The 13,502-nt window shown below is 29.0% G+C and carries 10 protein-coding genes and 5 tRNA genes; 14 read left to right on the forward strand and 1 reads right to left on the reverse strand.

Annotated elements, in window-relative coordinates:
• The first annotated feature begins 145 nt into the window (after nt 1-145).
• Genes VBN07_RS00045 through VBN07_RS00055 form a run of 3 tightly spaced genes read left to right on the forward strand, consistent with a single transcriptional unit; the run spans nt 146 to nt 5,486 of the window.
• Nucleotides 146-2,398, forward strand: coding sequence for an ATP-binding cassette domain-containing protein (locus VBN07_RS00045; RefSeq protein ID WP_323177314.1), 2,253 nt, complete (start codon nt 146-148; stop codon nt 2,396-2,398).
• Nucleotides 2,398-4,536, forward strand: a complete 2,139-nt coding sequence (locus VBN07_RS00050) for an ABC transporter permease (protein ID WP_323177315.1) — start codon at nt 2,398-2,400, stop codon at nt 4,534-4,536. The genes VBN07_RS00045 and VBN07_RS00050 overlap by 1 nt, the downstream gene beginning before the upstream one ends.
• A 2-nt stretch (nt 4,537-4,538) precedes the next feature.
• A complete protein-coding gene (locus tag VBN07_RS00055) occupies nt 4,539-5,486 on the forward strand; it encodes an ABC transporter permease (protein ID WP_323177316.1) in 948 nt (315 codons plus the stop codon).
• An 89-nt stretch (nt 5,487-5,575) separates the two neighbouring features.
• Here VBN07_RS00055 and VBN07_RS00060 read toward each other — a convergent pair whose 3' ends face one another.
• Complete coding sequence (locus VBN07_RS00060) at nt 5,576-6,340, reverse strand: hypothetical protein (RefSeq protein ID WP_323177317.1); 765 nt, start codon at nt 6,338-6,340, stop codon at nt 5,576-5,578.
• Between the two features lie 405 nt (nt 6,341-6,745).
• Between VBN07_RS00060 and VBN07_RS00065 the strand changes: the two genes are divergently transcribed.
• The 11 genes from VBN07_RS00065 (at nt 6,746) to VBN07_RS00115 (ending at nt 13,463) form a co-directional block, all read left to right on the forward strand.
• Nucleotides 6,746-7,984, forward strand: a complete 1,239-nt coding sequence (locus VBN07_RS00065) for a potassium channel family protein (RefSeq protein ID WP_323177318.1) — start codon at nt 6,746-6,748, stop codon at nt 7,982-7,984.
• Nucleotides 7,977-8,804: a deoxyribonuclease IV gene (locus tag VBN07_RS00070; RefSeq protein ID WP_323177319.1), complete on the forward strand. Its 828-nt coding sequence runs from the start codon at nt 7,977-7,979 to the stop codon at nt 8,802-8,804. Before VBN07_RS00065 ends, VBN07_RS00070 begins: the two co-directional genes overlap by 8 nt.
• A 126-nt stretch (nt 8,805-8,930) precedes the next feature.
• A complete protein-coding gene (gene rpmG, locus VBN07_RS00075) occupies nt 8,931-9,083 on the forward strand; it encodes a 50S ribosomal protein L33 (RefSeq protein ID WP_257088959.1) in 153 nt (50 codons plus the stop codon).
• A gap of 109 nt (nt 9,084-9,192) precedes the next feature.
• Nucleotides 9,193-10,239, forward strand: coding sequence for a M24 family metallopeptidase (locus VBN07_RS00080; protein ID WP_257088957.1), 1,047 nt, complete (start codon nt 9,193-9,195; stop codon nt 10,237-10,239).
• Nucleotides 10,229-11,170, forward strand: coding sequence for a prolyl aminopeptidase (pip, locus tag VBN07_RS00085; RefSeq protein WP_323177320.1), 942 nt, complete (start codon nt 10,229-10,231; stop codon nt 11,168-11,170). Before VBN07_RS00080 ends, pip begins: the two co-directional genes overlap by 11 nt.
• Before the next feature lie 159 nt (nt 11,171-11,329).
• Nucleotides 11,330-11,404, forward strand: a tRNA-Asn gene (locus tag VBN07_RS00090).
• 5 nt (nt 11,405-11,409) lie between these two features.
• Nucleotides 11,410-11,485: transfer RNA gene (locus VBN07_RS00095), tRNA-Glu, on the forward strand.
• 5 nt (nt 11,486-11,490) lie between these two features.
• Nucleotides 11,491-11,566: transfer RNA gene (locus VBN07_RS00100), tRNA-Val, on the forward strand.
• A gap of 2 nt (nt 11,567-11,568) precedes the next feature.
• Nucleotides 11,569-11,644, forward strand: a tRNA-Thr gene (locus VBN07_RS00105).
• Between the two features lie 42 nt (nt 11,645-11,686).
• Nucleotides 11,687-11,771 (forward strand) — tRNA-Leu (locus VBN07_RS00110).
• A 369-nt stretch (nt 11,772-12,140) separates the two neighbouring features.
• Nucleotides 12,141-13,463 (forward strand): aldehyde dehydrogenase family protein, encoded by a 1,323-nt coding sequence (locus tag VBN07_RS00115; RefSeq protein WP_323177321.1) that lies wholly within the window; start codon nt 12,141-12,143, stop codon nt 13,461-13,463.
• Nucleotides 13,464-13,502 lie beyond the last annotated feature (39 nt).

Consider the following 13,502-nt stretch of genomic DNA (forward strand, 5'->3'; position numbering starts at 1 on the left):
TTATTTTTATACCTACCTCCTTGTAATAAAAGAGAAAACACTAAATCATAAAATTAAGAATAAAAAATATATAATTAAAATGTAAATAATAGACATTAAATTCTATTATTTATTTTTTTAATATATTAAAAACACAAGGAAAGATATGAAACAAAACTTTTATGCAATAGAGTTTGATAATATTTCTAAATCTTTCGGTTCTATTAAGGCTAACCAGAATATTAGCTTTAAAGTAGAAAAAGGTACAGTTCACGCTTTAATTGGTGAAAATGGTGCCGGAAAAAGTACTTTAATGTCTATATTATTCGGGTTGTATGAACCTGATGAAGGAATTATCAAAGTAAATGAAAAAGAAGTTTTAATCAAAGGTCCTAATGATGCTAATAGATTAGGTATTGGTATGGTGCACCAACACTTTAAACTTGTTGATGTATATACAAACCTTGAAAACATTGTTTTAGGAGCTGAGGATAGAAATAAATTTACTAGAGTTATTGATTTCAAACCTGCTATTGAAAAAATCAAAACAATTCAAGAAATGTTTGATTTGCATTTTGATTTAAACAGGTTAACTGGTAAAGAAACAGTTGCAACTCAACAAAAAGTTGAAATTATGAAAATGTTATATCGTGATTCAGATATTTTAATTTTTGATGAACCAACTGCTGTTTTAACAGACCAAGAAATTCAAGGTCTATTGAATACATTCAAATTATTCAGGGAACAAGGTAAAACAATTTTATTTATTTCTCACAAACTTGCCGAAATTAAGGAAGTTGCTGATAATGCGACAGTTTTAAGACACGGTAAGGTTGTAGGAAACTTCAAAGTAGCAGATGTTTCTATTGAGGAAATGGCTAACCGTATGGTTGGTGGTGATGTCGAAATTGTTAGAAATGAATATTCAGATACATCACAAAATGAAGTTGTTTTCAAATTAGATAACGTTTCTACAGATGGTGAAAAACCATTGAAAAATGTTAATTTAGAAATTAGAAGTGGTGAAATTGTTGCTATTGCCGGAGTTGAAGGTAATGGACAAACTGACTTAGAAAAAGTTGTTAGTGGAATGATAAAACCGACAACAGGTCAAGTTCTTTATAAAAAGACACCACTTGTTAAAGAAAGAATGCGATTAATCCAAAAATCAAAAACAAGAAAAAATATAATTATGTTATTGATTTCATTATTTGTATTCTTATACTCAGGTTTAGGTTTATTAGCTGCAGCTAATTACCAATCTGATTCAACAAAAGCTATTATGAATATCGGTGGAGGATTAGCGATTTCTTTCAGCATAATCCTTCTTATGTTGATTTTATTTTCAATATATGGACCAAAATTTAAAGAAAAAACTATTTTTGCAAAAACTAGTTTTCAAAAGCAAATGAGCAAAAGACAGCTGTTAGTTTTTAAAATACTATTCCTAGTATTAGGTTTAGTTTCTGGCTTCGCTGTGCTATTTGCTGCATTAGTGTTTACATCAACAAATACATCAATAGTAGTAGCATTAGCTTCTTCAATTATTGTATTATGTTTAAGCATTATCACTACTGTTTTATTGAAAGTGAATAAATTATTAAAGTTTGAAAATGAGCATGCTAAATTAATCAAACGTAATAAATTATTTGTTATTTTAATATCATTTGGTATTGCTTCTGCTTCAGCATTAGCAATCACATCATTAATTTCATTGTTAGCTACTGTTCCACTTGTAGCACTAGGACTAATGATTATGTTTAGTGTATTGATGTTTGCATTTATAGTGAGTGGATTACTTACATATTTCTACTTATCAGATACAAATGAGAAAAAAGTTATTAATGATGATTACTTTGTCATAAATGAATTATCAGTTTATGATATTTCAAAATTAGGTCTTTCATTCATACCGAGTGATAGACATAAACACGGTTTAGTTCTTGACTATAACATTAAAAATAATTCAATTTTACGTAGACTTTGAGATAAAAAATACAGCAAAGCTGGACTTTTAAACAATAGAGCTATGCAAAGAGAAACTGAAGACATTATTGAAAAATTTGATGTTCGTGGTGCAAGAAATGGATACTCAATGTCAAGATCTCTTTCAGGAGGGAATCAACAAAAATTCATTGTTGGTCGTGAAATGAACTCACCACATGATTTCATTTTAATATTACAACCAACACGTGGATTAGACGTTGGAGCTATCAAAAATATTCATGAAAGAATATTAAAAGAAAAAGCTGAAGGTAAAGCTATCTTATTAATCTCATATGAATTAGATGAAGTTTTATCATTGGCAGATAAAATTGCAGTTATTAACACTGGTGAAATTTTAGCTGTGAAACCTGCAAAAGAACTTACAAGAACAGAAATTGGAGTTTATATGGCTCACAAGAAAGGAGGTGAATAATGTTCACATTAACAGCAAATAAAATTAAAGAAAATTTAATGCTTGAAGATAAAAAATCATCTAGAAGAAAACTTTATTCATCTCTTTGAGCAGTTTTAATTGGTTTATTATTTGCTTCAGTAATTTACTGATTAAAAGGTATTGCTGATGGAACAGAAACAACAATTTTCACTTTTGTGCAAAATATTTTCGAGTTTGCTTTTAGTGAATATATTCTTAACGATACATTATTATTATTCATCTTCTTTGCACTAGCGAGTTTTTCTGTAGCAATTGGATTTAAATCTGGATTATTCAACATTGGTGTTTCAGGGCAGATGTTGCTACCTGGTGTATTATTCTTTGCTATTTTAGCTGGTACAAGAGTTGATTTAAAGAATTTATCATTAAGCTTTTTATTAGGAATGATGTTCATTAGTGTCATTGTCGGTGCTATGGTTGGTGCGATTCCGGGTATTTTAAAAGCATACTTTAATGTTCATGAAGTTATTTCAACAATTTTTCTTAACTGAATTGTTACATTTTTAGGTATTTGACTTTTCACATTCTCAAATGATGTATTTATACCTCAATCAGATCCTAATTATATAAATTGAATCGGTCTGGAACCAGGTACTACTGCTAAGTTAGTTTTCACTAACTTAAGTAGAGACTTAGGGATTGATGTTCAAAGATTATTTATTTACATTGGTATTACACTTGTTTGTGTAATTGCAGTAGCGATTTGATTTGTTTATTCAAAAACAACACTTGGGTACAAAATTAAAATGGTTGGGTTAAATAAAACAAACTCAAAATATGTTGGAATAAATGAAAAGGCAGTAACTGTTTGTGTAATGGCAATAGCAGGAGCTCTTGCTGGTTTAGGTGGGTTCTTCTACATTGTTGTATACACAAGACAAGTGGCTATTAAACCACAAGCTCCTTTAGCTATTGGTTTTGAATCCATAGCAATTGCTCTTGTTGCTCTTAATAATCCATTTGGTGTTCTTGCTACTGGTTTCCTATATGGAATGATACGAAGTGGACAAGCTTCATTCTCAGTTACAGAGATAGGACCAAAAGTATCAAAAGATTTCTTCCCAATTATCACAGGGATAATTATATTTATGTCAGCATTATCTATTATGTTCTATAAATTTAGACCAATGCGTTATGTATGAAAACAAATTATTCTAATGTGTCATAGAGAATACTGACAAAACTTTTCTATTTATCATAATTTAAGATCAAGATCTCATATTAAAAAATCTTGAAATAAAGCAAGAGCTTTATATGCAGAAAATTTAATTTCTTCGGATCCTGATATGACAAAAGAAGAAATTGATGAAAAATGCAAATCATATTATTCAGAATGACTATTACAATATCAACAAATGGTTAAAGAAACAAAAGCTCAAATTGCAGAATTATCTGTTAAATTAAAAGAATACAAAAAAACACAAAAACAAAAATTACAAGACACACTTTCAAGCTTTACATTTGCTAAATTCTATGAAAAACAAATAGATAAATTCTATGAATACTGATCAATAAATGAACATGTAAAAGAATTAGATGAAACTTCAAAAGCGTATTTATGAGCTTTATACTTAGCTAAAGAAAAAGCAAATGCTGATTGAAGATTATATGCTAAAAATGAGTATGATGGTCAGCTAAGAGTTAATAAATTAAAAATATCTGAAGAAACTGCGAATGAAGTTAAGAAGTTAGAATTTGAAATTCTAGAATTAAAATCAAAAATTTACAACACATCAATTAAGGATGAAATCAAGATTTTACGTAGATATTCAAAAGAAAAACTCCAAGTATTTGCAAGATATGAAAAGGCTTATGAAGCGAGAGTTGCGAGTTTAATTCTTACTTTAAAAGGTCAATCAGTCGAGTCAAAAATGACTATTTATGATGAAATTTCAAAAGAGAAATTTGCATTACAAAAAGCTAGAACTGATTTAGGTGTTGATGAGTATCAATCTTATGTTCAAAAATCAAAAGCTCTTAAACGTTCAAGAAAATTAGTTTATAGAGAAATTAGAGAGAAAATTTATAATGATTTTGTAAATAAATACATTACAAAACCATGAGACAATAGAGTTTTAAGAATTCAAGAATCAAAATCAATGGAAGGAGCTAAATAATTATGGAATTAATTGTTTCATATGCAGTATTCTTCTTTTGCATTCTTTTATTAGGTTCTATTTCAGGAATTTTCTCAGAAAGAGCAGGGATCGTCAACATTGCAATTAATGGTTTCATGATATTTGGGGCCATAATGTATGTTATGTTTAGTGTTATATTAACAGATTTTATTTTCCACAAAGAGCAAACATCAATGCTTTGACAAATTCCTTTAACATTATTATCTGTAGGTGCATCAGCATTATTTGCATTATTATTTGGTTTAGCTACAATTAAATTAAAATCAGACCAAACAATTTCAGGGTTTGCTATGGGATTATTAGCAACAGGTATTGCATGTATTTTAATGTTATTTATTCTTGATATACAAAAAGAAGGACAAACTGCAACTTATTATGGTAGATCTGAGTTAGCTTTAAGTTCATCTTTAGGTGAGTATCAAAATATAGTATCATTCAAAACATTCGCAACTCTAATCATCGCATTTGCTTCTTGATTTGCCTTAAGAAAAACTAAATGAGGTTTAAGATTTAGAGCAATTGGTGAAAACCCACAAGCAGCTGATGTTGCTGGTATCAATGTTAATAAAATTAAATGACAAGCAGTTATTTTAGCTGGAATGGTTGCAGGTTTAGCTGGAACATTTTATGCTCAAAGTTTCCAAGGACCTTTCTCAATTACAAAAGATGTTGAAGGTTTAGGATTCTTAGCATTGGCTATTATGATTGTGTCAAGATGAAGAATATCAATCGCTGTAGTTATATCACTTCTATTTTCAATTATGATTTCAGTATCATCATTTGGTGTAAGTTATATTAAAGCAGAGAAATATTCAGAATTAGTTAAAGCAGTACCATATGTGATTACTCTATTTGTTATGATATTTATATCAAAATCATCATCAGGTCCAGCTGCTGCTGGTATCCCATATGATAAATCAAAAAGATAGATCAATATCAAAAAATAAAATTGTAAAAATAGTGAACAGTTTAATTTGCTTGTTCACTATTTTTTTATTTCATATTTAGCTAATTAATATTATCTATCCTCCTCCTCCTCTTCTTCATCATATTCATATTCATATTCATCATCTAAATACTCTGTGTTTGCCTTGTCATTCTCTCCTGCTATAACTACCCTTATTTTCATTAAGTATAATGCTATTCATAAACCTTTTTCATATTTATATTTTTCTAACGCTTTATGAGGTGTTTTAAGTTTTCCAATTAGTTGTACATAAAACTTTTTATTATTAGCAACTATATGATCAGGTATTTTGACTGTTTCGATATTCGTGTCAATTCCTTTACTTGTATTTCACTCGTGATTTGAGACTCACTGATTATTATATTGTTCATTTTCACTTAATAGAACTTTCATATCAAAGAAATCAGTTAAGAACAATCTAATATCCTCAATATCCATTCCAGTTTCTTTAACAAATTGATTTAATTCATCTCTATTTAATCCACAACCATAGTCCACGGCTGGTCATTCAAGAGATACTTTAAGATTATGAGTAATTTTTGTTTTTGAAATGTCAAATGCAAGAAGGATTCCTGATTGATTATCATTTCTTTTTAAAAACTGTGGAAATCTATTGTGCTTACTATAATCATAATTTTTTGCAGGATTTACTAAATTAATAGTAACTGATTTAGAATCGCTTGGAAAAACATAAGTTTTATATTTATCATCATGTATTGGTATAGTTAGGTGTTGTATATTTTTCGTAGTCTCAACAAGAGCGGTGTAATTTATTTTTCCAAATCCAGTAATTGTTCCAGAGTTATTTGCATGCAAATATTCTTCGCCTGTGTCATTGGTTGATAGTCAAGTATCTTCGCTACTTAAAAATGCATTATAATCAATTTTTTTTAACTTTTGTTTTTAACGGTATTGCAGTTGCTGCGATTGCTGATACACCACCAACAGATGCTGTTGCTATTGTGGAAACCATAATATAGGAAAAAATATTTTTTTTAATTCATTTTTTAAACATAAGATAACCTTTCTAAAAAATATTATTTTCGATTTATTTAATATACCCTGCTTATATACCTTATCAAGATTATGTATCACTTTTTAATAAGAAAATATTTTATTTTTTTCACATTCGTGAAAACTTAAAAAAAGTTACTTGTATGTTTAAATATCCGGCTAACTAATATGTTTAAATTTGTAAAAAACTATATAAAATATTAAATTATGTTTAAGATAAGAAATTTAAGTAAAAATACGTGAAAAGGACTGGCTCATATTATTTGATCTAACTCAAATTATGATAATAATTTATCTCCATATTCTAAGAGAATTAAACTTTTTTCATACATTTATGCAGCTATAATAACATTTGCTTGTTTAGTTTCTTTCTTTTCACTGATTACAGTGAAAGAAGGACCTAATAAAGCTCATTTTGATCGTTTTTTAGTTGTTGTCCAAGTCGTCACATTCTTTATATTTATAGTAGATTACTTTCTACATTTTATTACTTACAAGTATTTATATACAGATGGAAAGACTAAAGTCTGAAAAATCGTACTTAAGTATATTTTTTCATTCAATGGAATTTGTATTTTATTCTGTATTTTAGCTTCACTCTATGCAATCAGTTTTCTTATGCCTACATCAGAGGAAATTGCATATAACAAAAATGAAACAGCAAAAGTTTTCCATTTATTTAAATCATTTAACGTATTTAAAATTATCCGTTTCTTCTTTGTTTTAACATTATTTGCACCATTCCAAATTATTATTAATGTGTTTAAAAAACAAAGACAGATATTAACTTACATTTTTATATTAATCCTTATTTTAATTTTCTTATTCGCTTTATTAATTTGAAACAATGAAAAAAACCACTTAAAACAATCTCAAATTCAATACATCATTGATCACAAATGAGATCAAACATTTAATTTAGAGTATTTCAAAGAAATTAATAATCAAGAATACATTCAAAGAATACAAGATGCAACAACATCTCATGATAAAGCTGTGGTTATATTTGATTATTTATCATCAGTAAGTTATGCAGATTTACCAAATGACAATATTATTGGTTATATGGATGGATTTTTAGGTCTAGAATCAGGTTACGTAACTACATTTGGTTCATCTTTATACTATGTAACAATTACACTAACAACAATTGGTTATGGTGATTTTACACCTCATGCATCTATAACAAGAGGAATTATTTCATTCTTATCATTAATGTCTGTTGCAATTATTGCTATTCCATCAGGTCTTATTGCCGGGGCATTTTTAGTAGAAATGCAAAAACATATTTCAACTACAGGTAACAAAAAATCAAGATTTGGATTTAGAAAAAAATCAGATGATGCTGATAATCAAACAAATCAATCAGAATCTGATGAACCTGCAACAACTTCAGTAGAAAACTCACAAAATACACAAGAAACTCGGAAGGAACAAAATGATTAAATTAGGATCACACATTGGATTTAAAGCCCCAAATTATTTATATGCATCAGGTCAGGAAGCTATCAGTTATGGCGCTAATACTTTTATGATTTATTTAGGAGCACCCCAAAACACAAACAGGGTTGATGTATCTAAATACAATTTAGAAAAATATGAAGAAGAGTTTTCTTCAATTATCCCTAAAGAAGATATTATTGTTCATGCACCATATATTGTTAATCCTGCCAATCCAGAAAAATCAACTTTTGCTAAAGATTTCTTAATTCAAGAAGTTCAAAGAATGGAAAAAGCAGGATTCAAATATTTAGTTCTACACCCTGGCGCAGCAGTTGGACACCCAACTGAAGAAGCGCTAGACACATTAATTGACACTTTAAATGAAATAATTAAAAATACAAATAATGTTGTTATTTGTATTGAAACAATGTCTGGAAAAGGTACTGAAATTGGTGTTGATTTTGAACAAATTGCTTATGTTCTTAAATGAGTTAACTCAGATAGAGTTCAAGTTTGTTTAGATACTTGTCATATGTGAGATGCAGGTTATGATCTTCAAGAATATGAAGAATTTAAAAAAGAATTGCTCAAATGAGATTTACTCAAGAGAGTTAAGGTTATCCATTTAAATGATTCGAAACATGAAATTGCTTCGCATAAAGATAGGCACGCAAATATTGGCAAAGGAGCAATTGGATATGAAACATTAAAACAATTTGTTCATGATCCTGATTTTGATAATATCCCAATTATCCTTGAAACACCAGTTCCAGAAACTGGACCAATTTATAAAGAAGAAATTGCTTGATTATTAGAAAAGTAATAATTTAAAGTTAATAAATAACACTTAATTATTGGACTTAAATACTTTTTGTATTTTTCAGTTATAGTTTATAATATATAAAAATATTTATAAATATTAATTTTCATTCAATGTAAAGGAGAAAAAATGGCTAGAGAAGGTTTCACATTAGTGTGTGTTGAATGTAAAATGGAAAACTACATTTCAAAGAAAAACAAAAAAACACACCCTGAAAAAATTGAGTTACTTAAATTTTGCGCAAAATGTAACGCTCACAAAACACACAGAGAAAAGAAATAGTCACATTTTTCTCTATAATAATTTCCAATCTAGCAGATGCTAGATTTTTATTTAAAATGCGTAAAAGTTTTATAATTATTAAATCATTAACAATCATTAGGAGGAAACTATGGATAGAAGAAGACTAGATCAAATGTTTGAACAAACAGGAGCTGAAGTTTTAATTTCAGAAGCGCCTCAAACAAGATTATGATATGCACACGTTCAAACATCAGATGGATATATTGCGATTGAAAAAGATAAAGCAACATTATTTGTTGATGGAAGATACATTGAATACGCAACAAAGCACGCTAAAAACGTTGATATTGTTTTAATCAAAGGAAACTCAATGAAAGAGTGATTTGATAAAAGAAACTTCAAGAAAATTGTGTTGGAAAAAAACTACTTAACAAAAGAAGTTCAAGACAGAATTGTATCAATGGTGCAACCTGAAGAAATTTCATGAGTTGATGCTCAAGATTTAAGAATTGTTAAATCAGCTGAAGAACTTAAATTAATGCAAAAAGTAATTGATATTTCTCTATCAGCACTTGAAGAATTTAAACAATGAGTTAAACCAGGTATTTCTGAAAAAGAAGCTGGAGCTTATTTAAATTATTTACTTAAGAAACACGGTGGAGATAAAGAAGGATTTGATGAAATAGTTGCAACAGCTTCATCGTCAGCCGAACCACACCACCATACAACTGATAAACTTCTAGAGGAAGGTGAATTACTTAAAGTTGACTTCGGTGCTAAATATAAGGGATATACAGCAGACATTACAAGAACATGAGTTTTAGGAGGAGAAGATAAAGTTAAAAATCCTAAAGCACTTGAAATCTTAAACATTGTTAAAGAAGCTGCTGCAGCAGGTAGAAAAGCTGTAAGACCTGGTATTAAAGCTTGTGAAGTTGATAAAGTATGTAGAGATTACATTGCTTCAAAAGGATATGCAGATTACTTCTTACATTCAACAGGACACGGATTAGGAATTGATGTTCACGAATGACCATCAGTTTCGCCTCATTCACAAACTGTTTTAGAACCTGGAATGATTATTACAGTTGAACCTGGAATTTACATTGAAGGTTTAGGTGGAGCTAGAATCGAAGATGATGTTCTAGTTACTGAAAATGGTCACTATGTATTTTCAAGACCAAATGAACAATAATAACAATAATTCACAAATAAATCATGATGGATATTTGCAAGTAGATTCTATCCATCAAATTTATTTCAGTGTTAGCGGTAATCCAGATGGATTACCTGTTTTTATAATACATGGTGGACCAGGTGGTCAAAGTTCACTTAAATCACTTGAATTCTTTGATCTAAATTTCTATAAAGTTATTATGTTCGATCAAAGAGGTTGTGGTAAATCAAAACCTAGATTTGAACTTCGGAAAAATAATACTAATCAATTAGTTGAAGATATAAGAAAACTCAAAGAGCACTTAAACATAGATAAAATAGTGCTATTCGGTGGCAGTTGAGGAACAACTTTATCTCTATCTTATGCAATTAAATATCCGGAAGATATATTACATTTGGTTTTACGTGGAATTTTCTTAGCTAGACAAGAAGATGTTGATTTTCTTTATGAAAAAGGTGCTTCATTTTTCTATCCAGAAAAACATAATGAATTTGCTTCCTATGTACAAAATGTAAATGGAAATAGCATTTTAGAAAAATACTATTCGCTATTAACTAGTGATGATTTAGAAAAAAAATATAAAGCAGGTAGGGCTTTTGCAAAATGAGAAGAATCAATTGTTTCCATAAATCCTAAATTATTTGAATCAACTGATGAAGATGATTATCAAATTTCACTAATGGAATCACATTATTTTGTAAATAAATCATTTTTACCATCGGATAACTATATATTAGAGAATGCACACAAAATAAAACACATTCCAACAGATATAGTTCACGGAAGAAATGATATTGATACAAGACCTATTGGTGCCTATTTACTATCTAAAGAATTAGACAATTGCAACTTGTATTTCATAGAACAAGCCGGGCACACACAGTGGGATATAAACAATAAAAATAAATTAATTCAAATATTTAATGAACTTAAAGAGGCGTATAAATAATTAAAAATCCAAGATGCATGTCTTGGATTTTTAATAATTTTTATTTGCTTTATTAAAATGTGTTATAATAGTTTCGAACCAAATAAATACCGAAATAAAAAATATAAAAATAATTTTGAAAAAATAATTTTTATGTATAATATATTAGCAAATCAAAATGCCGATTTAGCTCAGCGGTAGAGCAGCTGGCTGTTAACCAGTTGGTCGTTGGTTCAATCCCAATAATCGGCGCCATTTATGGTCTGTTGGTGAAGCGGTTAACACACATGGTTTTCATCCATGCATACACGGGTTCGATCCCCGTACAGACTGCCATTTTTGGAAGATTAGCTCAGCTGGGAGAGCGTCGCCCTTACAAGGCGAATGTCATGGGTTCGAGTCCCTTATCTTCCACCATTGCCGTCTTAGCTCAGTTGGTAGAGCAACTGACTTGTAATCAGTAGGTCGTAGGTTCGAGTCCTATAGACGGCACCAAGCATGGTGCTTTTTTTATGCCTTTCAGCAATAAAAATATGCGCGCGAATGGTGAAATTGGCAGACACGCTAGATTTAGGCTCTAGTGCCTTACGGTATGAGGGTTCGAGTCCCTCTTCGCGCACCATTAAAATATTGTTTTAATATAAAATAGTCGAATAAGTCATCACGCAACAAAATGTGTGATTTTTTTATTTCATTTAAATATGAGAATTAAAACACAATATGGTCACTATGATGGTTTTAATATTCATGTGATCGATGCGAAAAGAGGTATCAACTCAAAATCAGATCGTAGAGGTATAGTTTAAGAAGTAATTATCACAAATTATGATATTTAATTAGTAAGATTATTTTCTAAATAAACAAAATGAAAAATATTTGCTTTTCTAATTTAGTTCAACCACTTTACTGAAGTGACTTTTTAATTTTTTACATCTTGTACACTATGTAAAAGGTGTTTATTATGATCATAAAATAAAGTAAAATAATAGTTATGTATAAACACGAAATTAAGGAAATAAAATCAAATTTAAAAAAGCTTAAAGAAGAAATATTAAACAACAGAGAACTAATTTATGAGGCTCTCAAAAAAGATTTAAATAAAAATCCCTTAGAAGCTGAAGCTACTGAAGTAGGTCAAGTTTTAAATGAACTTAATTTATATATTAGAAAGCTAAAAAGATGATGAAAAAATAAAAGAGTAACAAACTCAATTCAGACTTTTTACAGCAAGACATACATAAAAAGTGAACCATACGGGAATGTTCTAATTGTATGTCCTTGAAATTATCCATTCAATTTATCTCTTGTTCCTGTTATTAATGCAATAGGAGCAGGTAATAATGTAATATTGAAATTATCTGAATTATGTCCTAACACGAATCAAGTTGTCAAAAAGATTTTAACAAGTGTTTTCAATAGTGCACAAGTTAAAATCTATGAAGGAGACAAGGAAATAGTTGAGCAAATTTACTCTGAAAATAAGATTGATTTTATTTTCTTTACAGGTTCAGAAAAAGTTGGACAAATTTATTACAAAAAAGCTGCTGAATTATTAATTCCATGTGTATTGGAATTGGGTGGAAAATCACCTCTTATTGTTGGATACACAGCAGATATGGAAGAAGCGGCTAACAAATTGGTTTTAGGAAAATTGCTTAATGCAGGTCAAACATGCATTGCACCCGATTATGTATTAGTGCATAAAGAGAAAAAAGAAGAGTTAATTCGGGAAATTAACAATTCATACCATTCCATTTTTAAAGAAAAAAATGCGATGAATGAGAATATTGCAAGAATTGTAAATAAGGAACATTATGATAGATTAGTTAAATTAGCACCACAAGCTAAAAGGAATGAAGAAACATTACAATTTGATTTAAATATCTTAGAATTATCAGATAACACAACTCAGAAAGTTATGTCTGAAGAAATTTTTGGACCATTGTTGCCTATTATTACTTTTAATGAGTTAGATGATGCAGTTAAATTTGTAAATTCAAAATCTGAACCATTAACAGCTTACTTGTTCACGAGAAATAGTTATGAAATTAATAAAGTAACTAATGAAATTAAAGCTGGATCAATAGTAATAAACGACATACTTTTACAACTACAAAATAGACGTTTAGCATTTGGAGGTAGAGGTAAAAGTGGAATTGGTAAGTATAGAGGTAAAGCTGGTTTTAATACATTCACACACAAAAAACCTATAATTTATAAAACACAAGTCTATAAAGAAAAGAGAACTTTAAAGATATTGCAAAATAAACCAAAAATACTCAAGCTACTTCAATTTTTCAATAAATGATATTAGACATTTAGACCTACTAGATAGGTCTTTTTTATTTATTAA

Source organism: Mycoplasma sp. 4404 (assembly GCF_034863325.1).
Taxonomy (GTDB): Bacteria; Bacillota_I; Bacilli_A; order Mycoplasmatales; family Metamycoplasmataceae; genus Mycoplasmopsis.